We start from the raw sequence: 23,332 nt of genomic DNA, 5'->3' as shown, positions 1-23,332 counted from the left end.
GCTCCGGCGCGTGGGCTCGGAGATGTGTATAAGCGACAGACGAGGTCCTGGGCAGTGGTGGTCTGCGGGTCGTGGTCGACCTCGATGCGCTGGGTCTCGAAGTGGACCTGCGCGCCGGTCACGCCGGGCAGGGCGTCGAGGGCCTTCTCGATCTTCCGGACGCACGAGGGGCAGCTGAAGCCCTCGGCGCGGAGCAGGGTGCGCGTGGTGGGGGTCATGGTCACTCCAGTCGGTCGTCACCGGCGCGGCCGCCGGTGAGGCTGAGCGGACGGGGCGGGCGCCCGGTCCGATCCCCGTCCTCCGGGGATGTCACTGACGCTACGAAGGGGACGGCGGGTACGCCTTGACCGCGGTCAAGCCGCCGTGTGGGAGGCTGATGGCGTGCGTATCGACCTGCCCCTCATCCCCGTGGATGAACCAGAGCCGTGCGCGGCCCGGGTCCCGCTGTTCACCGGGCTGGATCTGGAGCAGCTGCGCCGGGTCTCCGCCCTGGCGCGGCCGCTCGTGCTCGAGGCCGGCGATGCCCTGCACCTGGCCGGTGACCGCACGGACCGCCTGTGCGTCGTGCACAGCGGCCGCCTGGCGCTGACGCTCGGCTCAGCGACCGGCCGGGAACGTGTGGTGCGGATGGTCGAGCCGGGGGACTCCGTGGGCGAGCACGAGTTCCTCACGGGCGAGCCGGCCCGGCATGGGGCGCGCGCCGTGGCCGCGACCCGCCTGTGCACCTTCTCCCACGCCGAGGTCGCCCGACTCCTGGCCGAGCATCCGGGCATCGGGGGACGCGTGATGCGGACGCTGGCCGTCCGCCTGGCCGAGGCTGAACAACGGCTGGCCCGGGAGCATCAGCCTGTCACCGCACGGATCGCCGGACATCTGCTCGGCCTGCCGGCCCTCCGGGACGAGGCCGACCTCGTCGTGGTGCTGGCCGCGCCGAAGAAGGACGTCGCCTCGCTGCTGGGCACCACCCCCGAGGCGTTCAGCCGCGGGCTGCGCCGCCTCGCCGACGACGGCCTGATCGCCATCGAGGGCCCGCGGGTGACGCTGCTGGACCCGGAGGCGCTGGAGGCCCTTGCCGCGGAATGACCGCCGTCGTCGTGGTGTCGCCGGCGGTAGGCTGGGGACTCCCCCGTCCCCCTACCCACGCAGGCCCGCAGCCCGGGCCGGGAAGCGCAGTGCCATGGCCTCCATCCGTCCCATCACCGTCTACGGCGAGCCCGTGCTGCACAGGCGCGCGGCCGAGGTGGAGGTGATCGACGACGAGATCCGCGAGCTGATCGAGGACATGTACGTCACGCAGGACGCCGCGCACGGCGTGGGCCTGGCCGCCCCGCAGGTCGGGGTCGGGCTGCGGATCTTCACGTGGACGTTCCCGGACTCCGGCGACGCGCCGAACGTGGGCCACGTGATCAACCCCGTGCTGACCCACCTGGACAAGGCGCCGCGGGAGGACCCGCACCCGGACGAGCACACCGAGGGCTGCCTCTCGGTGCCCGGGCTCGGCTTCCCCCTGCAGCGCCCGACCCGCGTGCGCCTGTCCGGCCAGCGCGTGGACGGCGAGATGTTCGAGTTCGAGGCCGAGGGCTGGTTCGCGCGCATCATGCAGCACGAGTACGACCACCTCAACGGCACCCTCTACGTGAACCGGCTCGAGGGCAAGTGGCAGCGGCGCTGGAAGCGCGCGCAGCGGGCCGAGCGCCTGAACGTGCCCGGCGTGACGTGGCTGCCCGGTACCGACGAGGACCCCTTCGGCCATGACGCCGACGACCACGCGGACCACGAGCACGGCCCCGACGGCGACCACGGGGACGACGAGGCCTGAGCCTCGGCTCGAGGTCCGACCCGGTCGGCACACGACGACGGCCCGTCCCCTCCGCGGGGACGGGCCGTCGGTCGTCTGCGGGTCAGGCCTGCGGGAAGGCGGGGACCTGCTGGCCCGCCATCTTCTCCACCACGCGGATCACCTGGTGCGAGTAGCCGTACTCGTTGTCGTACCAGACGTAGAGGATCGCGTTCTTGCCGTCGTTGTTCACGAGGGTCGCCAGGCCGTCCACGACGCCGGCGCGGTCCGAGCCGACGAAGTCGGTGGACACGACCTCCGGGGAGTCCACGTAGCCGACCTGGCCGCGCAGGGGGCCGGTGAGGGACTCCTGCTTCAGGCGGGCGTTGAGCTCCTCCACCGAGGTGGGCTTGGTCAGCTCGAGGTTGAGGATGGCCATGGACACGTCCGGGGTGGGGACGCGGATGGCGTTGCCGGAGAGCTTGCCCTTGAGCTCGGGCAGGGCCTTGGCCACGGCCTTGGCGGCGCCGGTCTCGGTGAGGACCATGTTCATGCCGGCGGCACGGCCACGACGGGCGCCCTTGTGGAAGTTGTCCACGAGGTTCTGGTCGTTGGTGTAGGCGTGCACGGTCTCCACGTGGCCGTGGTCGATGCCGTAGTCGTCCTGGATGACCTTGAGCACCGGGGTGATGCCGTTGGTGGTGCAGGAGGCTGCCGAGACGATCGTGTCCTGGGGCGTGATGTCGTCCGAGTTCACGCCGAACACGATGTTCTTCATCTCGCCCTTGCCCGGGGCGGTCAGCAGAACCTTCGCGGCGCCCTTGGCCTGCAGGTGCTGGGACAGGCCCTCGTCGTCGCGCCAGCGTCCGGTGTTGTCGACGACCAGCGCGTCCTTGATGCCGTAGGAGGTGTAGTCCACCGTGGTCGGGTCGTTCGAGTAGATGACCTGGATCTCGGTGCCGTTGGCGGTGATCACGTCGCGGTCCTCGTCCACCACGATCGTCCCGTCGAACGGGCCGTGGATCGAGTCGCGGCGCAGCAGGGAGGCGCGCTTGATCAGGTCGTCCTCCGAGTTCTTGCGCACGACGACGGCACGCAGGCGCAGCTTGGAGCCACCGCCGGCGTGGTCGAGGAGGATGCGGGCCAGCAGGCGGCCGATGCGACCGAAGCCGTAGAGCACGACGTCCTGGGTCTCGCCCAGGCCCTCACCGGCCTTGCCCTTGACCTCGGCGAGCTCGGCGTCCAGGAAGGCCTGGACGTCCTGCCCCGAGGCCTTCTGCTTGGCGGCCAGCTCGGCCAGGTCGACGGTGGCGGCGCCCAGGTCCATCGCAGCCATCGCCTCGACCAGGGGGTAGGTGGACTCGACGCTCAGCGGGGCCTCCTGCACGCGGCGGGCGTAGCGGTGGGCCTTGATGATGTCGATCACGCCGCGGTTCACGAGGGAGCGCCCGTAGATCGAGGTGACCACGTTGTGCTCGCGGTACAGGGTGCCCAGCAGGGGGACCATCTTCTCCGCGAGCTTCTGCTGCGTGTTCCACTCAGGGGTCTGGGTCGAGGCGGTGTCTGCCACGGGAGTCCTTCCTTGAAACCTGGCGGGGCCGTCCTGGGCAGGCCCCATCCCCCGACCTCGTTGTCGGCGGACGCCTCCATTCTAAGTGAGGACGCGTCCGCAGCGGCCCCGCGGCCTCAGCGGGGCGTAGACTGGTCGGTCGGGACGGATCGGCGGACGGCCGCGTGCCCCTGCGGGGGTGCGAGGAAAGTCCGGGCACCGCAGAGCAGGATGGTGGACAACATCCACCCGGGGCGACCCGCGGGCCAGTGCCACAGAGAGAAGACCGCCTCCGCGCCGTGTGCGCGGCGGTAAGGGTGAAAGGGTGGTGTAAGAGACCACCAGCGGCCCCGGTGACGGGGCCGGCTCGGTAAACCCCATCCGGTGCAAGGCCGAACAGGACGCGTCACGAGGGCTGCTCGCCCCAGCGTCCGGGTTGGCCGCTCGAGCCCGTCAGCGATGGCGGGCCCAGATGGATGGCCGTCACCTCGCGCGGGGCAACGCGCGCGAGGCACAGAACCCGGCTTACAGCCGGTCCGTCCCGCCTCACGGCCCCCGGCTGGGGTCAGAACCCCTCGTCGTCGAGGATCCGCTCGAACTCGAGCTCCACCACGTGCTCGCGCTCCCGCTTGTCCAGCAGCCGGTACCCGTACGACTCGCCGATCGAGACGACCTTCGCCAGGCTCGGGTGTCGCCGGTCCCGGGGCCATTCGAGCGTCACGCGGTCCTGCCCCGTGAAGGTGCGCTCCCGCAGGCGGTGCTCCAGAGCGGAGGCGTGCGTGCGCTCCCGCCCGCTGGAGCGGACCCCGAGCCACACGGCGGCCGCGATCACGAGCAGGACGAACGGGTACACCACGCCGAACACGTTCATGGCGGTCATCGGGCGACTCCTGGGATGCGGGGCGGCTGTGCGGACCCCACCACTGTGCCAGGTCCGGACGACGACGTCGGCCCGGCCCGTCCGCGCGTCGGTCCGGGGGCGCCTGGCTAGGCTGGCCCGGTGCTGATCCTGCTGCCGCCCTCCGAGGGCAAGACCGCACCCCGCTCCGGGGCCCCGCTCGACCTCGACTCCCTCGCCCTGGCCGACGACGCCGCGGTGACGGGCGCCCGCGCGGACCTGCTCACGCGGCTCGCCGCGGTCTCGGCCGCCCCGGATGCCCTGACGACCCTCGGCGTCGGAGCGTCGCTCGCCGGCGAGGTCGAGGCGAACACGCGCCTGGCCGTCGCCCCCGCCGCGCCCGGTCACCGGGTGTTCACGGGCGTGCTCTTCGACGCGCTCGACCACGCCTCGCTGTCGGCGGCGGCGAAGCGCCGCGCCCGCTTGTCCGTGCTGGTCTTCTCCGCGCTGTTCGGCGCCACCGCGCTGGCGGACCGGATCCCCGCCTTCCGGCTGCCCGTCAGCGCGAAGCTGCCCGGGCTGCCCGGGCTGGCCGCGCACTGGCGCCCCGTCCTGACCCCCGCCCTCGACGCGCTCGCCGCACGGGACGGCGGGCCCGTCGTCGACTGCCGCTCCGGAGGCTACGCGGCCCAGTGGCGGGCACCGGCGGAGCGGACCCTCGCGGTCGACGTGTTCCAGCTGCGCGACGGCGAGCGGACCGTCGTCTCGCACTTCGCCAAGCACACCCGCGGCCTCGTGGCCCGCGCGCTCCTGGAGGCGGGGGCGCGGGAGACCTCGACGCTGGACCGCGTCGCGGACGTGGTCGCGCGGGCCGGGGACGGCCCCGGCTGGGAGGTCGAGCTGGCCCGGCCGTCCGGCGGCAAGCCCGGCGCGCTGCGGGTGATCCTGCCCGAGGGATGATCCCGGGCGAGGCGCGGTCTGCCCGGACGCGGCCTCAGTCCTCGACGGCCACCAGCTCCACCTCGAAGCCGTCCGCGGTCTCGAGGTAGGCGGCGTAGTGGTCCGCTCCCCCGGCGTGCGGGTGGCGGTCCTCGAAGAGCAGACGGAACCCCCGGCCGCGCGCGGCGGCGGTGAGCTCGTCCACGCGGGTGCGCGATCCGGCCCGGAAGGCCAGGTGGTTCAGTCCCGGGCGGGTGCGCTCGTGGGCGCCCGCGGCGACGTCGGGCCCGGCCTCGAGCACGAGGTACTCCCCCGCCCCCTGGTACGTCCGGCCCTCGGCCCACCCCTCGCCGGGCACGTAGCCGAGCTCGCCGAACAGCCAGCCGAGGCTCGCCTCGGCCGCCGCGAGGTCGGCGACCCAGATCTCCACGTGATGCAGCCGTCCCGTGGGCGCGGGCACCGGGGTCGCATCCTCCGGCGAGGCGACGGCGTCGGGCCCGTCCGCCTCCGCGGCCCGGACGTCCGCGTCGGCCTCGAGGCCGGACCCGGCCACCGCCGACGCGGAGGTCGTGGACGCCTCCGCGGCGGTCGACCCCGCGGCCGCGGGGGCCGCGACCGGCACCTCGGACGCGCCCGCGTCCCATTGGCCGCCCCGCGCGCCGGCGTCCATGGCCTCGTTGGAGAGGCGGTCGGCGTCCTTGTTCCGGTTGCGCGGGATCCACTCGTAGCTGACGCGCTCGGGGGGCAGCACGGACCGGGCCTCGGCCGCGAGGCGCCGCATGTCGTCGTGCTTGATCTTCCACCGCCCGGACATCTGCTCCACCACGAGCTTGGAGTCCATCAGCACGTGCACCCGGGCCTCCGGGTCGAGGTCCCGGGCCATCCGCAGCCCGGCCACGAGCCCGGAGTACTCGGCCACGTTGTTGGACGCCTTCCCCAGCGGGGCGGCGTCGGTCCGGAGGATCTCGCCTGTGGCCGGGTCGCGCACCAGGGCGCCGTAGCCGGCGACGCCGGGGTTGCCCCGCGACCCGCCGTCGGCCTCCACCTGCAGGACTCGTCCGCTCACCGTGCGCCTCCTCGTGTCCGTGGTCGCGCCGTCCGACGCGGCCCCCCCACTCTACTGATCGCGCCGGGGGCGGGGCCCGGGGTCAGTCCCGGATGAGGATGGCGCCGGACTCGGGGCAGCGGGCGACGGCGGCCGGCGGGAGGGCCCGGATGCGCGCGACCTCCGCGGGCGACAGCTCCGTGCCCGCGGCCGCGGACCGGTTCCCGACGAGCCGGGCCGCGCCGATGCCGCCGTTGCGCTCCCGCGCCTGCTCGTACAGGGCCAGCAACGACGCGGGGAACTCCGCGGCCAACGCCGCCCGGCGCTGGGTGAGGTCCCGGCCACGCTGGGTCACGGCCTGCCCCTCGCGGCGCACCTCCGCCGCGCGGGCCTCGACCTCGGCCCGTGCCTGCTCCAGAGCGGCGTGGCCCTTCGCGAGCCGGGACTCGGCGGCGTCGGCGGCCTCCATGGCCTCGAGCGCCGCGGCCTCGTGGTCATCGAGCAGTGCGGTGAGCGTGTCGTCCTCGTGCTGCATGGCCTGCAGCTCCTTGGACCCGCCCTGGCCCGCTTCGAGCCGCTCCCGGGTCCGGTCCCGACGGGCGCGGGTGGCGGCGGCCTTCTCGGTGGCCTCGGCCCCCGCCCGGTCGGCGGTGCGGGCGGCGTCCTGCAGACCGGGCAGCGCCTCCTCGAACTCCTGCGCACGGGCGCGCAGCCGGGCGTGCTCCGGGTCCGCCTTGAACCGACGGACGGCGGCGCGGGCCTGGTCCAGGGCCGTGTCGAGCTCCTGGAGCTCCAGCAGCCGGGCCTGGACGGCCGGCGGTGCGGTGACCTCACTCATGCGTGACTCCCCTCGTCGGCCCGCTCTCCCCCGACCAGGAAGTCCCAGGGGTCGCTGCGGTGGTCTGAGAACAGGGTGGTGACGCCCAGTCCCCGCTCCCCCAGGGCGGCCTCCAGGGCGCGGGCGCCGTGCTCGAGCCACAGGGACTCGCTCGCCCAGTGCGAGACGTCCACGAGCGCGGGACGCCCATCCCCCGACGCTGCCGTCTCCCGGGCCTCCGAGGCCGGGTGGTGGCGCAGATCGGCGGTCACGTAGACGTCGGCGCCGGACGCGCGGACCGCGTCGAAGAGGCTGTCGCCGGCGCCGCCGCACACGGCGACGCGGCGGATGCGCTGGGCGGGGTCGCCCGCCACGCGCACGCCGCTGGCCGTGGCGGGCAGCGCCGCGTGCACGGCGCGGGCGAAGGCGGCCAGGTCGGTCTCCTCGGGCAGGTCGCCCACCCGGCCGATGCCTTCGGCCCCGGTGCCGACGGCGGAGGTCGTCAGGGGTGAGAGCGCTCCGGTGATGCCGACGGCACGGGCCAACACGTCCGAGACGCCGCCCACGACGGCGTCGGCGTTGGTGTGCGCGGCGAGCAGGGCGACGCGGTGCTCGATCAGGGTGTGCAGCAGGCGGCCCTTGGCGGCGGCATGCCCGACGGCGGCGACGGACGAGGTCCCGCGCAGCAGGAGCGGGTGGTGGGTGACCACGAGGTCGGCCCCGCGGGCGACGGCCTCGTCGGCCACGGCCTGCACGGGATCCAGCGCCCACAGGACGGTCCGCACCGGCGACTCCGGGCGCCCGGCCACCGGCCCGACGGCGTCCCACGGCTCCGCCAGCTCCCGCGGCCACAGCCCCTGGACGACCTCGAGGACCTGCCCGAGCGTCGGCGGGGCCAGGGCGTGCACCGGCGAGACGGGGACGGTGGGACGGGACACGGTCATACCGGCCATGATGGCCCACCCGGCCCGGGCACGCACGACCCGGCGGCCCTGGGTGAGGGCACGGCGCGGCGACGTCGGGAATGAAAAGCGCGGGCCGCGTTGCTGTGCCTGCCATGACCGACTCCCCCCGTACCGAGCCCCTCGGCGCCTCCGACGCGCCCGCCGACGTCCGCGAGCTGACGCTCGCCGGCGGCTGCTTCTGGTGCCTCGACGCCGTCTACCGTCGCGTGCGGGGCGTGCTCGCCGTCGAGTCCGGCTACACCGGAGGCGACGACCCCGCCCCGAGCTACGAGTCCGTGTGCACCGGGACCACCGGCCACGCCGAAGCGGTCCGCGTGCGCTTCGACGCCGCCGTCGTGCCGCCCGAGGTGATCATGGACCTGTTCTTCACCAGCCACGACCCCACGTCGTTGAACCGCCAGGGGGCCGACGTCGGCACCCAGTACCGATCGGCCGTCTTCGCCCATGACGAGGCCGAGACCCGGTTCTTCGCGGACGAGATCGCCCGGGCGCAGGCGAACTATGACAGCCCCATCGTCACACGCGTCGAGCCGGCGTCCGCGTGGCACCCGGCCGAGGACATTCACCAGGACTTCTATGCGCGGCGCCGTTCCAACGGATACTGCCGTGTGGTCATCGATCCGAAGCTCGCGAAGGTGCGCCGGAACTACTCCGCGTGGCTCGTGGACGCCTGAGCGGCGCCGCGGCTCGATAGCCTGACGCAGGAACACCCACTAGATCGCCCGCGCCCCGAGGCGCACCACCCCCGGAGGTATCACCATGGCCCGCATCCTCGACGACATCACCCAGGCGGTCGGCAACACGCCCCTGGTCCGGCTGAACCGCCTCGCGAAGGACCTGCCCGGCGACGTCGCCGTGAAGGTCGAGTTCTACAACCCGGCCAACTCGGTGAAGGACCGCATCGGCACCGCCATCGTGGACGCCGCGGAGGCAGCCGGCGAGCTGACCCCCGGCGGCACCATCGTGGAGGGCACCTCCGGCAACACCGGCATCGCCCTGGCCATGGTCGGCGCGGCGCGCGGCTACCGCGTGATCCTGACCATGCCTGAGACCATGTCCACCGAGCGCCGCGTGATGCTCAAGGCATTCGGCGCCGAGATCGTGCTGACCCCCGGTGCAGACGGCATGCGCGGCGCCCTCGAGCGCGCCCAGGAGATCGTCCGCAGCACCCCGAACTCCATCTGGGCCCAGCAGTTCGCGAACCAGGCCAACATCCAGGCCCACTACACGGGCACCGGCCCGGAGATCTGGGACGCGTCCGAGGGCGCCGTGGACGTGTTCATCGCCGGCGTCGGCACCGGCGGCACCATCACGGGCGCGGGCCGGTACCTGCGCGAGCAGAAGCCGGACGTGAAGCTCATCGCCGTCGAGCCGGCCGACTCCCCCATCCTCTCCGGCGGCCAGGCCGGCCCGCACAAGATCCAGGGCATCGGCGCGAACTTCGTGCCCGAGATCCTCGACACCGACCTCTACGACGAGGTCTACCCGGCCACCTTCGAGGAGTCCATCGAGACCGCCCGTCGGCTCGGGACCGAGGAGGGCATCCTCGGCGGCATCTCCACCGGCGCGATCATCTCGGCCGCCCTCAAGGAGGCCGCCAAGCCCGAGTCCGAGGGCAAGCTGATCGTCGCCATCGTGTGTGACTTCGGCGAGCGCTACATCTCCACCGCCCTCTTCGAGGACATCCGCGGCTGACCGCCGCCCGCTCACCGACCGCACCGACCCGAAGGGGCCGCCCGTGGGACTGTTCTCCCGCATCAAGGAAGACATCGCGACCGTCCGCAGCCATGACCCGGCGGCGCGAGGTGACCTCGAGGTGGCCCTCGTCTACTCGGGTCTGCACGCCGTGTGGGCGCACCGCGTCGCGCACCGGATGTGGCGGCACGACCGGTTGAAGATGCCCGCCCGCGTGCTCTCGCAGGTCACGCGCGCGGCCACGGGCATCGAGATCCACCCCGGCGCGTCGATCGGTCGTCGGTTCTTCATCGACCACGGCATGGGCGTCGTGATCGGCGAGACCGCAGAGATCGGCGACGACGTGATGCTGTACCACGGGGTCACCCTCGGCGGCCGCTCCCTGGCCAAGGTGAAGCGGCACCCCACGCTGCGCGACGGCGTCGTGGTGGGGGCCGGCGCCAAGATCCTCGGACCCGTCGAGCTCGGGGAGGGAACGGCGGTGGGCGCCAACGCCGTCGTCGTGAAGGACACCCCCGCCGACGCGATCGCCACCGGCGTGCCGGCCACCGTCCGACCGCGCAAGGGCCCGTCCGAGGGCAAGCCGCTCGTGGACCCCGCGGAGTACGTGGACCCGGCCCTCTGGATCTGAGGGCCGGGTCCACGCCGGGTCAGTCCTGCGTGGGGTCGCCCTCGGTCGGCTGCGGCATGACCACGGGCACGCCCTCGCCGTCCACCTCGGTGCGGTCACCGGACCACAGCGTGTGGAACGAGCCTTCGCGATCGACGCGCAGGTAGGTGTGGGCGCCGAAGAAATCGCGCTGGCCCTGCACGAGGGCGGCCGGCAGGCGGTCGGCCCGCAGGCCGTCGTAGTACGCCAGGGCCGAGGAGAACACCGGCACCGGCACGCCCGCGGCGACGGCGGTGCCGACCACGCGGCGCCAGGCCGGCAGGGCCTCGGCGATCGCCTGGGCGAACTCGGGGGCGAAGAGCAGGTTGAGCGGCTGGCCGGGGGCCCGGGTGCCCGGCGCCGGATGGCGGGAGGTGTCACGCCCGCCGAAGGCCTGCATGATCACGTCGAGCAGGTCGGCGCGGATGATGCAGCCGTCCCGCCACAGCGAGGCGATGGTGCCCAGGTCCAGCGACCAGCCGTACTCCTCGGCGGCGGCCGCGAGCATGTCCATGCCCTGCGCGTAGGCCACGAGCTTGGAGGCGAACAGCGCCTGGCGCACGTCCTCCACGAACGCGTCCGTGTCCTGCGGGGCGCGCTGCGCCTCCTCGTCGACGCCGGCCGCGAGGGTCTCACGGGCGGCCTCGCGCACCGCGCGCTGAGAGGACAGCGAGCGGGCGAAGACGGACTCGGCGATCGCGGCCACCGGGGAGCCGACGTCGAGACCCGAGATCGCGGTCCAGCGGCCGGTGCCCTTCTGCCCGGCCTCGTCCACGATCACGTCCACGAGCGGGCGGCCCGTGGCCGCGTCCACCTGCGCGAGCACCTCGGCCGTGATCTCGATGAGGTAGGAGGCCAGGTCGGTCTGGTTCCACGCCGTGAACACCTCGGCCTGCTCGGCGGGCTCGAGGCCGCCCACACGGCGCAGCAGGTCGTAGGCCTCGCCGATGACCTGCATGTCCGCGTACTCGATGCCGTTGTGGACCATCTTCACGTAGTGGCCGGCGCCGTCCGTGCCGACCCAGGCGCAGCACGGCTCCCCCTCAAACTGCGCGGCGATCTTCTCGAGCATCGGGCCGAGGGCCTCGTAGGACTTCTCCGGACCGCCGGGCATGATCGCCGGACCGTGCAGGGCACCCTCCTCGCCGCCGGAGACACCGACGCCCACGAAGTGCAGGCCCTTCTCGGCGAGGGCCGCCTCGCGGCGGCGGGTGTCCTCGTAATGGGAGTTGCCGGCGTCGATGACGATGTCGCCCTCGTCCAGCAGGGGGACGAGTTGGTCGATGACGGCGTCCACGGGGGCGCCCGCCTTGACCATGATGAGCACCCGGCGCGGCACGGCGAGGGACTGCACGAGCTCGGCGAGCGTCTCCGTCGCCACGAACGCGCCCTCGTCACCGTGCTCGGCCACGAGCTGGTCCGTGCGGGCCCGGCTGCGGTTGTGCAGGGCCACCGTGTAGCCGTGGCGGGCGAAGTTGCGCGCGAGGTTCGCGCCCATCACCGCCAGGCCCGTGACGCCGATGTCGGCGGCGCCGACGGGGACGGTGGTGGTCTGCTCGGTCATCGCGGGGGCCTCCTGTGGCTCGGACGGTGGGACGGGCCGTGCCGGACACGGACCCGCCCCCAGCCTACGTCGACCGCGGTCAGTCCCCCACGGCGTCGCGGCCGCGGCGCACGATCAGCGGGTCCGGGGTGCCGACGACCTCGTGGTCCTTGCCCTCGTACTCGAACTGGGACAGGAAGTAGCGCATCGCGTTGAGGCGGGCCCGCTTCTTGTCGTTGGAGCGGATGGAGATCCACGGGGCGTGGTCCGTGTCCGTGTGGAGGAACATGGCCTCCTTGGCCTCCGTGTACGCCTCCCAACGGTCCAGGGACTCGAGGTCCATGGGCGAGAGCTTCCACTGGCGGACCGGGTCGATCTGGCGGATCGCGAAGCGCGTGCGCTGCTCGGTCTGTGTCACGGAGAACCAGAACTTGGTGAGGTGGATGCCGTCGTCCACGAGCATCTTCTCGAACAGCGGCACCTGGTTCATGAAGCGGCGGTACTGCTCGTCCGTGGCGAAGCCCATCACGCGCTCGACGCCGGCGCGGTTGTACCACGATCGGTCGAACAGCACGATCTCGCCCGCCGTGGGGAAGTGCTGGATGTAGCGCTGGAAGTACCACTGGCCGAGCTCGCGGTCCGAGGGCTTGTTGAGGGCCACGACGCGGGCGGTGCGGGGGTTCAGGTGCTCGGTGAAGCGCTTGATGGTGCCGCCCTTGCCGGCGGCGTCGCGGCCCTCGAAGACGATGATGTGGCGCTGGCCGGTGTCCTCGCCCCAGTACTGCAGCTTGAGCAGTTCGATCTGCAGGCGGTACTTCTCCAGCTCGTACTCCTCGCGCGTCATGCGCGTCTCGTACGGGTAGTCCTCCTTCCACGTCTCCACGGCACGGCCCTGCGGATCGATCAGGTCGGGATCGTTGGTGTGACCGTCCGAGACGGTGTAGCCGCCGTCGCGCAGCTTGTCGATGAACTCGCGGAGGTTCTCGCGGGGGGCGTCGGGCTGCAGCAGCTCCATGGTCCGTCTCCTTCACTGGGTGCGTCACCGTGCCCGCCCGTCCCCTCCTCGGTACGACGGCGGCGGGCCGCGGCCTGTGCTCTGTCCATCATTATGGGCGGGCGGCGGACGAGGAAGCCGGGCCCGGCGGCGCAGCCGGGTGAACAGCAGGTGAACCCTGGGAGGCGAACGGTCGCGGCCCCGGGCCGGGGAGGACCGGCCGGCTCAGCCGCGCGGGCCGACGCCCAGGAGCTCGTCGATCGCCGCGACGGCGGCACGCGCCGCGTCGACGTCGGCGAACTGCGCGACGGCGTCGTCGTACCGGCGGTGCCCGGGAAGCTTGAGGCCGACGGAGGCGCCGTCCGTGGCCGGGAGGATCCAGATCCGGCCGCGCGGCTCGACGTCGCGCTGCTCGGCCACGTCGGCCTCCTCGAACTCGCGGTCGTAGCCGGCCCACTCAACACCGGGCCGCGGGGTGTCGGCGCCGTCGAGGACGTCACGGCCGCCCATGCGCAGACAGGTGACGGACTGCAGGAGCGCGTCCAGGGTGCGGGCGGCGGCTTTGCCGGCCAGCTCGTCCTGGAAGAGGGCGAGGATGGACCACTGCCCGTCCTGGAGGAAGAGCATGGTCTGCTGCGCCTCGCCCCCGGTGATGACGGCGAGGTGACGGGCGGCGCCGTCGGGACGTGCGGGCAGCTTCCAGAAGCCGAGGGGGGTCGCGGACATGCGCTCCACCCTAGTGCGCCCGGACGCCGACGACGCGCCGCCGCCCGGCCCCTGCCCCGCATCCCGGGTTGAGTTGTCGCGGGTGCCCGGGCCCGTCACCCGCGACAACTCAACCCGGGATGCGGGAGGGTGGGCCGATGGGCCTGCTCCGCGACCTCCTCACCCGCCGCTCCGCCCGCGACCGCTCGTCCGACCCGACGGCGACGCTCGGCCGGCACCTCGACAACGCCGCGGCGATCGTGGCCGCCGCACGCCGGGCGGACGTGCCCCTCCCGGTGGCGGCGGCCCTGGCCGAGCTCGAGTCCGGTGGCCGGAACGTCTTCGGCCACGACGCCGGCGGCGTGCACAGCGCCCCGCGCGGGACGGACGTCTCCGTGACCCGGGAGCGCTACGAGGAGCTCGTGGCCCGGGTAGCGCAGGGGGAGACGTCCAACGGCGTGGGGCCCGCGCAGATCACGTGGCCGCCGTACTTCGCGCAGGCAGCCGAGCGCGGGTTTCGTCTGTGGGAGCCGGAGGACAACCTGGCCTTCGGTTTGGAGATCCTGCGCGGTCACCTGCGCGGCGACCTCTCCGCGGAGGGGATCGCCCGGGCGGGGACGCTCTACAACGCCGGGACGCTGTCCGACGGGGTCACCGCCTACGGCCGGCGCCTCGCCGCGGCGAGCCGCGCATGGGCCGAACGCCTGGGCGAGCCCGCCCCGCCGCCGGTCAGGCCAGGTTGACCAACAGCACGTAGGCCAGCGTGCCGGCGGCGATCGAGACAAGGGTCCGCCGCCCGGCCAGCAGATGCACGACGACGGTCACCGCAGCCGCGAACAGCGCGTGGGCCACCCGCGTCCCGTCCACGGGCTCTCCGGGGGCCAGCGCCGCGGCGTCGAGCAGCATCACCAGGGCCAGGATGGTCAGCACGCCGGCGGGCATCCACACCGCCAGCCGCGCCGCGAGCACGGATTCCCGCAGCGGCTGCAGCAGGGCGAACGGCACCGCGCGCAGGCAGAAGGTCACGAGGCCCGCGACGACGGCCGCGGCCACCAGGTAGGCGGCGCCGGTCATCGGGGATCCTCCTCGGCGTCGGGCTCGGCATCCGTGACGGCCCGCTCCCCCACCGCGGCGACGACGGGCACCGGTCCGGTGACGGGCACGGGCTCGGGCAGCGGCAGGGCGGTCCCGCGCGCGGCGAGCACGTGGAACGCGATCAGTACCGCGGCGTAGAGGGCGAACGCGACGACGAGCACCTGTGCCGGTGCCAGCAGCAGGGCCACCCCGACGGCGACCGCGGCCGCCAGCACGAGGGGCAGCTGGGCGCGTGTGCGGGCGGCGTCCATGGCGAGCACGATGAAGAGGGCGACGAGCGCGAACTCCAGGCCCTCCACCGGCCCGGGCAGCAGCCAGGCCACGGCCACCCCGGCGAGGCCCCCGAGCACCCAGTACGCCTGCAAAGCGACCTGCATGGCCAGCAGCCGGGGCGCCGTCCAACCGCGGGGCCGGGCGGCGGCGATGGCGTAGGCCTCGTCGATCAGGGCACCCATCGAGTAGATCCGCGCGAGGCGCCCCCGGACCACGCGCAGCGGGAAGCTGAACGCATAGAACACGTGGCGGAAGTTCACCAGGAACACCGTCACGGCGATCGTGAGCAGCGGCGTGCCCGCCACCACCAGCGAGACGAGCAGCAGCTCGACGGACCCGGCGAACACGACCACGGAGAACAGGGGTGCGACCCACGCGGGCAGCCCGGCCTGGACCACGAGCATCCCGAAGGCCACGCCCAGAGGGAACAGGCCGAGGCCGGCGCCCAACGTCACGGCGACGCCGGAGCGCACCTCGGCCCACCGCGAGGGCGGAGCGGAGGCGCGCGAGGACGCTGACGAGGAGCCCATGATGGTGAGCATGCTCTCATAGGCGCCTGACGGGCGGTCGGCATGACGGAGCCGCGGCGTCACGCCGTGTCATGGCCCCGCGATCGGTGCACCCGGAGGGACTCGAACCCCCGACCCTCTCGGTGTAAACGAGATGCTCTGACCAACTGAGCTACAGGTGCCGGTGTCCGTCCAGGCTACCGGTCCGCGAGCAGGTCGCGCGTCGCCGCCTCGTGCTCGCTCCGGGTGCGTGCCTGTCCCGGGGCGGCGACCACGCGCGCGGCCTCGACCCCGTCCGCGTCGAGCAGCACGGAGACGCGGCGGGGCCGCCCGGTCTCCACGTCGAAGACGTCGAAGGCACGGCAGGCCGCGCCGTGGGGCCAGAAATCGGAGAGCAGGGTGAGCGGCTCCGGCAGTGCCAGCTCCTCGCGGACGCGGCGCAGCACGGGGGCGGCATCACACGAGACCACGCGGACAGCCACATCGTCGACCGCCACGTCCTCGGCGAGCGCCCCGATCCAGCCGAGCTCGTCCGTGCACACCGGCGTGAACGCCCCGGGCAGGAAGACGAGCCACGTGCCCCGCGGCCCGGCGGCGTCCTCGGGCCCGCGCGTCGGCGGCCACGGCCACCTCTGGCCGTGGTCGTCGCGCAGCGCGGGGACGACGTCGGCGCCCCGCGTCCCGCCGGACGGGGGCTCAGCCACCGCGCTTCTGGACGAGCTTCTGAGCGGCCCAGTCCTCGGAGGCACCGGCCCCGGTGGTGGCGTGCAGGCCCGCGGTGGAGGCGGCCTCGGCGACGTCCGCCGGGCTGACGTGGCCGGGGCGCCCCTTGCGGGGGGTCATGATCCAGACGGGGCCGGCATCGAGGGAGCGCTGGGCGTCCACGAGGGCGTCCGCGAGATCCATGACGTCGCCGTCGTCCGCGCGCCACCAGAAGAGGACCGCGTCCGCCGGCTCCTGGTCGTCCTCGGTCAGCAGCTCCTCGCCGAGCGCGTCCTCGAGCGCGTCGCGGAAGGTGACGTCGACGTCGTCGTCGTACCCCCACTCCTGCACCAGGTCGCCCCTCGAGAGGGCGAGCTCCGCCAGCAGGGCGCTGTCCGTCGAGGTCGGCGTCGACCCAGCCTGCATAGTGTCCGGTCCTCCTTGATGGTGGCGGGCACTGCGGCCCGCGCCGTCGAGCGGGTGATGATGACCACCATACGCCGTGGACGCCGCCGTTCCGGGGCCTCCGGCCGGGCGGACGCGGCGGCTCCGGTCTACTCTGGGGAGGAACAGACGCACTCTCCGGGCGACGCGCCCGGCTCGGCGTCGCGGGCCCGGACCGGATCGTCTGCCCGCAGCCCACCGCGGAGCACCCCTCCGCACGAGAACCAGGAGGCACCGTGAGCGCAGCCGAAGAGAGCTCGCAGATCCGCAGCGGTCTGACCGACCAGCTCCCGGACAAGGATCCCCAGGAGACGTCGGAGTGGATCGAGTCCCTCGACGGACTCATCGAGGAGCGCGGCACGGAGCGGGCGCAGTACATCATGCGCTCCCTCATGCAGCGCGCGAGCGCCCAGTCCGTCGCCCTGCCCTACGTGACCACCACGGACTACGTGAACACGATCCCGGCGGACCAGGAGCCCGAGTACCCGGGCGACGAGGAGCTCGAGCGCCGCTACCGCAACTACCTGCGGTGGAACGCCATGGCCCTCGTGCAGCGCGCCCAGCGCGACGCCGTCGGCGTCGGCGGCCACATCTCCTCCTACGCGGGCCAGGCGACCCTCTACGAGGTGGGCCTGAACCACTTCTTCCGCGGCCAGGACCACCCGGGCGGCGGCGACCACATCTTCTTCCAGGGCCACTCCTCGCCGGGCAACTACGCCCGAGCCTTCCTGGAGGGCCGCCTGACCGAGCAGGACCTCGACGGCTTCCGCCAAGAGAAGTCCCGCCAGGGCCACGCCCTGCCCTCCTACCCGCACCCGCGGATGATGCCGCACTTCTGGCAGTACCCCACCGTGTCCATGGGCCTGGGGCCGATGAACGCCATCTTCCAGGCGCAGACCAACCGGTACCTGCACAACAACGGCATCAAGGACACCTCCGACCAGCACGTGTGGGCCTTCCTCGGCGACGGCGAGATGGACGAGCCCGAGTCGCGCGGTCAGCTGCACGTCGCGGCCAACGACAAGCTCGACAACCTCACCTTCGTGATCAACTGCAACCTGCAGCGTCTCGACGGGCCGGTGCGCGGCAACGGCAAGATCGTCCAGGAGCTGGAGTCCTACTTCCGCGGCGCCGGCTGGAACGTCATCAAGGTCCTGTGGGGCCGCGAGTGGGATCCGCTGCTCGAGGCCGACGACGAGGGCGAGCTCGTGCGCATCATGAACGAGACGCTCGACGGCGACTACCAGACCTACAAGGCCGAGTCCGGCGGCTTCGTGCGCGACCACTTCTTCGGCCGGTCCTCCGTCACCAAGGAGATGGTGGCGGACATGACCGACGACGAGATCTGGGGCCTCAAGCGCGGCGGCCACGACTACAAGAAGGTCTACGCCGCCTACAAGGCCGCCATGGAGCACAAGGGCCAGCCCACCGTGATCCTGGCCCACACCATCAAGGGCTACGGCCTGGGCAAGTCCTTCGAGGGCCGCAACGCCACGCACCAGATGAAGAAGCTGACGGTGGACGACCTCAAGGTGTTCCGGGACCGCCACCGCATCCCGATCTCGGACGAGCAGATCGAGAAGGACCCGTACAACATCCCGTACTACCACCCGGGCGCCGACGCCCCGGAGATCACGTACATGATGGAGCGGCGCAAGGAGCTGGGCGGCTTCGTGCCGGAGCGGCGCAGCGACTACCACGCGATCCCGCTGCCCCCGGAGTCCGCGTACAAGCAGGCCCGCAAGGGATCGGGCAAGCAGCAGGCCGCCACGACCATGGCGTTCGTGCGCCTGCTCAAGGACCTGATGCGGGACAAGAACATGGGACCGCGCTTCGTGCCGATCATCCCGGACGAGGCCCGCACCTTCGGCATGGACTCGTTCTTCCCGACCGCGAAGATCTACAACCCCAAGGGCCAGAACTACCTGTCCGTGGACCGGGATCTGTTCCTGTCCTACAAGGAGTCCCCGCAGGGGAAGATCTACCACGTCGGCATCAACGAGGACGGCGCCACCGCGGCATTCAACGCGGTGGGCACGGCGTACTCCACGCACGGCGAGCCGATGATCCCGGTCTACATCTTCTACTCGATGTTCGGCTTCCAGCGGACCGCGGACAACATCTGGGCCGGAGCCGACCAGCTTGCGCGCGGCTTCATGATCGGCGCCACCGCCGGGCGCACCACCCTCGCCGGCGAGGGCACCCAGCACATGGACGGTCACTCCCCCGTCCTGGCGTCCACGAATCCGGCCGTGAAGCACTACGACCCGGCGTACTCGTACGAGATCGCCCACATCGTGCGCCAGGGCCTGGAGGACATGTACGGCGACCACGACCGCGGGGACGACGTCCGCAACGTCATCTACTACCTCACGGTGTACAACGAGCCGATCACCCACATCGAGGAGCCCGAGGGCCTCGACGTGGAGGGCCTGCTCAAGGGCATCTACCGCCTCTCCGAGGGCCAGGGCGACGGCCCGAAGGTCCAGCTCCTGGGCTCCGGCGTCTCCGTGCCGTGGGCGCTCGACGCCCAGCGGATCCTCTCCGAGGAGTGGGGCGTGAACGCCTCCGTGTGGTCGGTGACCTCCTACAACGAGCTGTACCGCGACGCCGTCGCGGCGGAGAAGGACGCCCTGAAGGAGCCGTCCGCCACTGCGCGCGTGCCCTACGTGACGCAGGCGCTGCAGGGGGCCGAGGGCCCGATCGTGGCCACCTCGGACTACTCCACCTCGTGGACGAACCAGATCCGCCCGTTCGTGCCGAACCGCTTCTCTGCGCTCGGCGCCGACGAGTTCGGCTTCGCGGACACCCGCGCCGCCGCCCGTCGGTACTTCCTCATCGACACCCACTCGATGGTGGTCCGCGCGCTGCAGCTCCTCGAGGAGGAGGGCGAGGTCGAGCGGGGCACGGCCGCGAAGGCGCACGAGAAGTACCGCCTGGACGACGTCAACGCCGGCACCACCGGCATCGCGGGCGGCGACGCCTGACCCGCACGCCGCGGGGAGGCTGACGCCCTCCCGTCCCGACGCCGGCCGCCCGCCTCCGCCACGGAGGCGGGCGGCCGGCGTCGTCGCTGTAGGAATCCCACAACACGCGCCTAGGATGAAGCGCATGCCCGAGCCCCGCCCCGCCGCCCCTCGCCCCGTGAGCACCGACGGGCTGGCCCGACTCAGGAGCCACCTGGGCGCCCTGAACACGGCGGTGCTGCAGCGGTTGGACGCCACCCTGCCCTGGTACCGCCGACTCACCCCGGACGAGCGCAGCGCCCTCGGGCTCGTGGCCCAGCGCGCCCTGCAGGGCTTCCTCACGTGGTTCGAGCGGCCCACCTCCACGGGCCACGTCCTGCAGGACGTCTTCGGGCCCGCGCCCACCGATCTCACCCGGGCGATCTCGCTGCAGCGGGCCCTCCAGCTCATCCGGACGATGGTGGACGTCGTCGAGACGCGGGTGCCGGAGCTGCTGGCCGAGCGCGACCAGGCGCCCGTCCGCGAACACATCCTCCACTACTCGCGTGAGGTCGCGTTCGCGCTCGCAGACGTGTACGCCCGGGCCGCGGAGATGCGCGGAGCGATGGACTCGCGGCTCGAGTCGGTCCTGCTGGACGCGGTGCTGCGCGGGCAGGACCCGGACGAGATCCGGCACCGGGCCACCGCGCTGGGCTGGCGTGGGGACCACGACGTGATGGTCATGGCGGGTCTCGCCCCGGGGCAGGACAAGCCCGCGTTCATCCCGGACCTGCGGCGGGCCGCGGCGAGGCTCGACTGCGACCTGCTCGTGGGCGTGCAGTCCGAACGGCTCGTCCTCGTGGTCGGCTCGGTGCGGGACGCGCGGGCGGTGGGCGAGGCGCTCGCGCCCTGGTTCGCGCCGGGACCGGTGATCGTGGGACCCGTCGTGGACTCGCTGGTCTCGGCGCACGTCTCGGCGCGGCACACCCTCGCCGGGCTCAGCGCCGCGGCCGCCCACCCCCGGGCGAGCCGGCCCACCCCGGCGGAGGACCTGCTGCCCGAGCGGGCGCTGCTGGGCGACCCCACGGCCCGGGAGGCCCTCGTGGACGGGGTGTTCACGCCCCTGGCCGACGCCGGCACCTCCCTGCTGGAGACCGTGGACGCGTACGGCGCGCTGGGCCACTCGCTCGAGGGTACGGCCCGCGAGCTGTTCGTCCACGCGAACACCGTGCGGTACCGCCTCAAGCGGGTGGCTGAGGTGACCGGCTGGGACCCGCTGGTCCCCCGCGACGCGTACGTCCTGCAGACCGCGATCACCCTGGGCCGGCTCGCGGGGGCGCGGCAGACGACCGGGGACGGGTCGGACTGAGCCGGGGCGGCGCACACCCCCGCTTGTAGAAACCCTCCAAACCGACTCGCCGTGCTTCGTGGCGCGATCTGCCCGGGATGGCGGCCGATCCTGACACGATGGAGGAATGCTTGCCATCGTGTGCCCCGGACAGGGGTCCCAGACGCCCGGCTTCCTCGCCCCCTGGCTCGAGCTGGACGGGACCCGCGACCTGCTCGCATCCCTCTCCGACGCCGCGGGCGTGGACCTGATCCGCCACGGCACCGAGTCGGACGAGGAGACCATCAAGGACACCGCCGTCGCCCAGCCGCTGATCGTGGCGGCCGGCCTGGTGGCCGCCGCGGCCCTCGAGGCGGACGCCGCCGCACCGAAGTCGACCGTCGTGGCCGGCCACTCCGTGGGCGAGGTCACCGCGGCCGCCGTCACCGGCGTGCTGTCCCCCGCCGAGGCCCTCTCCCTGGTGCGCGTGCGCGCCACCGGCATGGCCCGGGCCGCCGCGGCCACGCCCACGGGCATGGCCGCCGTCGTGGGCGGGGACCAGGACGAGGTCCTCGCGGCCATCGACGCGGCGGGCCTGGCGCCCGCCAATGTCAACGGCGCCGGCCAGATCGTCGCCGCCGGCACCGCGGAGGCCCTCGGCGCGCTCGCCGAGTCCGCCCCCGCCCGCGCCCGCGTGATCCCGCTCAAGGTGGCCGGCGCGTTCCACACGGAGCACATGCGCCCCGCCGTGGACGACCTCGCGGCCCACGTCGCCGGCCTCTCCCCCTCGGACCCGCGCCTGCCCCTGCTGTCCAACCGGGACGGCGAGGCCGTCGAGTCCGGCACGGACGTGCTCGCCCGGATCGTGGACCAGGTCACCCGCCCGGTCCGCTGGGACCTGTGCATGGCGACCATGGCCACGCGGCAGGTCACGGGCGTCCTGGAGCTGCTGCCCGGTGGCACACTGACCGGACTGGCCAAGCGCGGTCTCAAGGGCACCGCGCAGCTCGCCGTGAAGACCCCCGAGGACCTGGACGCCGCGCGGGCGTTCCTGGCCGAGCACTCGGCCTGAACCCCGCGCACCGCCCGGCAGAGAGAAGCACCATGACCGTCACCCTGAAGCAGCACGAGCGCCCCGCGGCCAGCCGCATCGTGGCCGTGGGCGCCTACCGCCCGGCGAATTTGGTCCCCAACGAGGACCTCGTCGGCCCCATCGACTCGTCGGACGAGTGGATCCGCCAGCGCACCGGCATCGTCACGCGCCAGCGCGCCACGGCGGAGGAGACCGTGCCCGTCATGGCCGTGGGCGCCGCCCGGGAGGCCCTCGAGCGGGCCGGCCTGCAGGGCTCGGACCTGGACGCCGTGATCGTCTCGACCGTCACCTTCCCGCACGCCACCCCCTCGGCCGCGGCCCTCGTGGCGCACGAGATCGGGGCCACCCCGGCGCCCGCCTACGACGTCTCCGCCGCGTGCGCCGGCTACTGCTACGGCGTGGCCCAGGCCGACGCGCTCGTGCGTTCCGGCACCGCGCGGCACGTGCTCGTGGTCGGCGTCGAGCGCCTCTCCGACGTCGTGGATCCCACGGACCGTTCCATCTCCTTCCTGCTGGGCGACGGCGCGGGCGCCGTGATCGTGTCGGCCGCGGACGAGCTGGGCATCTCCCCCTCGGTGTGGGGTTCGGACGGGGAGCGCTGGTCCACGATCTCCATGACGCACTCGCAGCTGGAGCTGCGCGATGCCGTGGAGCACGCCCGCACCACGGGCGACGCCTCGGCGATCACCGGCGCGGAGGGGATGCTCTGGCCCACGCTGCGCCAGGACGGGCCCTCCGTCTTCCGCTGGGCCGTGTGGTCGATGGCGAAGGTGGCCCGCGAGGCCCTCGACGCCGCGGGCGTGGAGCCCGAAGACCTCGCCGCGTTCATCCCGCACCAGGCCAACATGCGGATCATCGACGAGTTCGCCAAGCAGCTGAAGCTGCCGGAGTCCGTCGTCGTGGCCCGGGACATCGCGGACGCCGGCAACACGTCGGCCGCGTCCATCCCGCTGGCCATGCACCGTCTGCTGGAGGAGAACCCCGAGCTCACCGGCGGCCTGGCCCTGCAGATCGGCTTCGGCGCCGGGCTGGTCTACGGCGCCCAGGTGGTCCGTCTCCCCTGAGGCGGCGCCGTCTGATTCACTGTCCACGTACACCCCACACCCCTACCGAAGGAGACGCCCCATGGCTTCCAAGGAAGAGATCCTCGCCGGCCTCGCCGAGATCGTGAACGAGGAGACCGGTCTCGACACCGCCGAGGTGCAGCCGGAGAAGTCCTTCACGGACGATCTGGACATCGACTCGATCTCGATGATGACCATCGTGGTCAACGCCGAGGACAAGTTCGGCGTGAAGATCCCGGACGAGGAGGTCAAGAACCTCAAGACCGTCCAGGACGCCGTCGACTTCATCGACGGCGCCCAGGCCTGATCGGCCCACGACGGCGGCGGGCCCGGCCCGCCCCGTCCCCTCGGTGAGCGCCGGGGG

General features: G+C 73.0%; 25 protein-coding genes, 1 tRNA gene and 1 other RNA gene. 13 read left to right on the top strand and 14 right to left on the bottom strand.

Annotated features, from left to right (window positions below; translation table 11 throughout):
* Positions 1 to 218: heavy-metal-associated domain-containing protein (locus tag J1M39_RS01340; RefSeq protein WP_206496387.1), on the bottom strand; the 218-nt coding region annotated here is incomplete at its 3' end.
* Between the two features lie 163 nt (positions 219 to 381).
* Between J1M39_RS01340 and J1M39_RS01335 the strand changes: the two genes are divergently transcribed.
* Together J1M39_RS01335 and def are read left to right on the top strand one after the other, a co-directional pair.
* Positions 382 to 1,083, top strand: coding sequence for a Crp/Fnr family transcriptional regulator (locus J1M39_RS01335; protein WP_227717897.1), 702 nt, complete (start codon positions 382 to 384; stop codon positions 1,081 to 1,083).
* A 94-nt stretch (positions 1,084 to 1,177) separates the two neighbouring features.
* Positions 1,178 to 1,819 carry a peptide deformylase gene (gene def, locus J1M39_RS01330; protein ID WP_036312746.1) on the top strand — a complete coding sequence of 214 codons (642 nt, stop codon included), beginning with the start codon at positions 1,178 to 1,180 and terminating at the stop codon, positions 1,817 to 1,819.
* 82 nt (positions 1,820 to 1,901) lie between these two features.
* Here def and J1M39_RS01325 read toward each other — a convergent pair whose 3' ends face one another.
* Positions 1,902 to 3,347, bottom strand: coding sequence for a glyceraldehyde-3-phosphate dehydrogenase (locus J1M39_RS01325; protein WP_036312749.1), 1,446 nt, complete (start codon positions 3,345 to 3,347; stop codon positions 1,902 to 1,904).
* Positions 3,348 to 3,491: 144 nt separating this feature from the next.
* Here J1M39_RS01325 and rnpB point away from each other — a divergent pair.
* Positions 3,492 to 3,870, top strand: an RNA gene (gene rnpB, locus J1M39_RS01320) — RNase P RNA component class A.
* A 21-nt stretch (positions 3,871 to 3,891) separates the two neighbouring features.
* Here the strand turns inward: rnpB and J1M39_RS01315 are convergent.
* Positions 3,892 to 4,206, bottom strand: a complete 315-nt coding sequence (locus tag J1M39_RS01315) for a hypothetical protein (RefSeq protein ID WP_061867832.1) — start codon at positions 4,204 to 4,206, stop codon at positions 3,892 to 3,894.
* Between the two features lie 120 nt (positions 4,207 to 4,326).
* Here J1M39_RS01315 and J1M39_RS01310 point away from each other — a divergent pair, with 120 nt between their 5' ends.
* Positions 4,327 to 5,124 (top strand): YaaA family protein, encoded by a 798-nt coding sequence (locus J1M39_RS01310; protein WP_061873166.1) that lies wholly within the window; start codon positions 4,327 to 4,329, stop codon positions 5,122 to 5,124.
* A gap of 34 nt (positions 5,125 to 5,158) precedes the next feature.
* Here J1M39_RS01310 and J1M39_RS01305 read toward each other — a convergent pair whose 3' ends face one another.
* The 3 genes from J1M39_RS01305 to J1M39_RS01295 all read right to left on the bottom strand — a co-directional run bounded on the left by J1M39_RS01305 (position 5,159) and on the right by J1M39_RS01295 (position 7,909).
* Positions 5,159 to 6,169, bottom strand: a complete 1,011-nt coding sequence (locus J1M39_RS01305; protein ID WP_206496386.1) for a reverse transcriptase-like protein — start codon at positions 6,167 to 6,169, stop codon at positions 5,159 to 5,161.
* Between the two features lie 82 nt (positions 6,170 to 6,251).
* Positions 6,252 to 6,986, bottom strand: a complete 735-nt coding sequence (locus J1M39_RS01300) for a zinc ribbon domain-containing protein (RefSeq protein ID WP_206496385.1) — start codon at positions 6,984 to 6,986, stop codon at positions 6,252 to 6,254.
* Positions 6,983 to 7,909, bottom strand: a complete 927-nt coding sequence (locus tag J1M39_RS01295) for a Nif3-like dinuclear metal center hexameric protein (protein ID WP_206496384.1) — start codon at positions 7,907 to 7,909, stop codon at positions 6,983 to 6,985. The genes J1M39_RS01300 and J1M39_RS01295 overlap by 4 nt, the downstream gene beginning before the upstream one ends.
* A 113-nt stretch (positions 7,910 to 8,022) precedes the next feature.
* Here J1M39_RS01295 and msrA point away from each other — a divergent pair, with 113 nt between their 5' ends.
* The 3 genes from msrA to epsC all read left to right on the top strand — a co-directional run bounded on the left by msrA (position 8,023) and on the right by epsC (position 10,256).
* Complete coding sequence (gene msrA, locus J1M39_RS01290) at positions 8,023 to 8,604, top strand: peptide-methionine (S)-S-oxide reductase MsrA (protein ID WP_069941180.1); 582 nt, start codon at positions 8,023 to 8,025, stop codon at positions 8,602 to 8,604.
* Positions 8,605 to 8,689: 85 nt separating this feature from the next.
* A complete protein-coding gene (gene cysK / locus J1M39_RS01285) occupies positions 8,690 to 9,625 on the top strand; it encodes a cysteine synthase A (protein ID WP_002856838.1) in 936 nt (311 codons plus the stop codon).
* Between the two features lie 43 nt (positions 9,626 to 9,668).
* Positions 9,669 to 10,256 carry a serine O-acetyltransferase EpsC gene (epsC, locus tag J1M39_RS01280; protein ID WP_036381293.1) on the top strand — a complete coding sequence of 196 codons (588 nt, stop codon included), beginning with the start codon at positions 9,669 to 9,671 and terminating at the stop codon, positions 10,254 to 10,256.
* A gap of 19 nt (positions 10,257 to 10,275) precedes the next feature.
* On the opposite strand, the gene gndA is transcribed toward epsC, so the two are convergent.
* From gndA to J1M39_RS01265, 3 genes are all read right to left on the bottom strand, one after another.
* Positions 10,276 to 11,838, bottom strand: a complete 1,563-nt coding sequence (gene gndA, locus J1M39_RS01275) for an NADP-dependent phosphogluconate dehydrogenase (RefSeq protein WP_206496383.1) — start codon at positions 11,836 to 11,838, stop codon at positions 10,276 to 10,278.
* Positions 11,839 to 11,917: 79 nt separating this feature from the next.
* Positions 11,918 to 12,832, bottom strand: a complete 915-nt coding sequence (ppk2, locus tag J1M39_RS01270) for a polyphosphate kinase 2 (protein ID WP_002856845.1) — start codon at positions 12,830 to 12,832, stop codon at positions 11,918 to 11,920.
* Positions 12,833 to 13,036: 204 nt separating this feature from the next.
* Positions 13,037 to 13,537 (bottom strand): hypothetical protein, encoded by a 501-nt coding sequence (locus tag J1M39_RS01265; RefSeq protein ID WP_041103632.1) that lies wholly within the window; start codon positions 13,535 to 13,537, stop codon positions 13,037 to 13,039.
* A gap of 137 nt (positions 13,538 to 13,674) precedes the next feature.
* Here J1M39_RS01265 and J1M39_RS01260 point away from each other — a divergent pair, with 137 nt between their 5' ends.
* Positions 13,675 to 14,259 carry a hypothetical protein gene (locus tag J1M39_RS01260; RefSeq protein WP_206496382.1) on the top strand — a complete coding sequence of 195 codons (585 nt, stop codon included), beginning with the start codon at positions 13,675 to 13,677 and terminating at the stop codon, positions 14,257 to 14,259.
* Here J1M39_RS01260 and J1M39_RS01255 read toward each other — a convergent pair.
* The 5 genes from J1M39_RS01255 to J1M39_RS01235 form a co-directional block, all read right to left on the bottom strand.
* Entirely contained in the window at positions 14,246 to 14,590 is a 345-nt protein-coding gene (locus tag J1M39_RS01255; protein WP_036312787.1) for an AzlD domain-containing protein, read from the bottom strand. The genes J1M39_RS01260 and J1M39_RS01255 overlap by 14 nt on opposite strands.
* The gene (locus J1M39_RS01250) at positions 14,587 to 15,426 is read right to left on the bottom strand and encodes an AzlC family ABC transporter permease (RefSeq protein WP_145951560.1); all 840 of its coding nucleotides are present in this window, start codon (positions 15,424 to 15,426) and stop codon (positions 14,587 to 14,589) included. The genes J1M39_RS01255 and J1M39_RS01250 overlap by 4 nt, the downstream gene beginning before the upstream one ends.
* A 75-nt stretch (positions 15,427 to 15,501) precedes the next feature.
* Positions 15,502 to 15,575 (bottom strand) — tRNA-Val (locus J1M39_RS01245).
* Between the two features lie 15 nt (positions 15,576 to 15,590).
* Positions 15,591 to 16,097 (bottom strand): redoxin domain-containing protein, encoded by a 507-nt coding sequence (locus J1M39_RS01240; RefSeq protein WP_145951561.1) that lies wholly within the window; start codon positions 16,095 to 16,097, stop codon positions 15,591 to 15,593.
* Positions 16,090 to 16,521, bottom strand: a complete 432-nt coding sequence (locus J1M39_RS01235) for a DUF3052 domain-containing protein (protein ID WP_036340159.1) — start codon at positions 16,519 to 16,521, stop codon at positions 16,090 to 16,092. Before J1M39_RS01235 ends, J1M39_RS01240 begins: the two co-directional genes overlap by 8 nt.
* Positions 16,522 to 16,775: 254 nt before the next feature.
* Here J1M39_RS01235 and aceE point away from each other — a divergent pair, with 254 nt between their 5' ends.
* From aceE to J1M39_RS01210, 5 genes are all read left to right on the top strand, one after another.
* Positions 16,776 to 19,526 carry a pyruvate dehydrogenase (acetyl-transferring), homodimeric type gene (aceE, locus tag J1M39_RS01230; RefSeq protein WP_206496381.1) on the top strand — a complete coding sequence of 917 codons (2,751 nt, stop codon included), beginning with the start codon at positions 16,776 to 16,778 and terminating at the stop codon, positions 19,524 to 19,526.
* A 124-nt stretch (positions 19,527 to 19,650) separates the two neighbouring features.
* Positions 19,651 to 20,853 (top strand): PucR family transcriptional regulator, encoded by a 1,203-nt coding sequence (locus tag J1M39_RS01225; RefSeq protein WP_041103117.1) that lies wholly within the window; start codon positions 19,651 to 19,653, stop codon positions 20,851 to 20,853.
* 106 nt (positions 20,854 to 20,959) lie between these two features.
* The gene (locus J1M39_RS01220; RefSeq protein ID WP_036312804.1) at positions 20,960 to 21,883 is read left to right on the top strand and encodes an ACP S-malonyltransferase; all 924 of its coding nucleotides are present in this window, start codon (positions 20,960 to 20,962) and stop codon (positions 21,881 to 21,883) included.
* A 32-nt stretch (positions 21,884 to 21,915) separates the two neighbouring features.
* Complete coding sequence (locus J1M39_RS01215; protein WP_206496380.1) at positions 21,916 to 22,968, top strand: beta-ketoacyl-ACP synthase III; 1,053 nt, start codon at positions 21,916 to 21,918, stop codon at positions 22,966 to 22,968.
* Positions 22,969 to 23,029: 61 nt separating this feature from the next.
* Positions 23,030 to 23,275, top strand: coding sequence for an acyl carrier protein (locus J1M39_RS01210; RefSeq protein WP_010078906.1), 246 nt, complete (start codon positions 23,030 to 23,032; stop codon positions 23,273 to 23,275).
* Positions 23,276 to 23,332: the final 57 nt, after the last annotated feature.

Source organism: Micrococcus sp. KRD077, assembly GCF_017168505.1.
Classification (GTDB): Bacteria; Actinomycetota; Actinomycetes; order Actinomycetales; family Micrococcaceae; genus Micrococcus; species Micrococcus luteus.
Note: the sequence above shows the minus strand (reverse complement) of the source record. Positions and strands in the feature narration are given on the sequence as shown.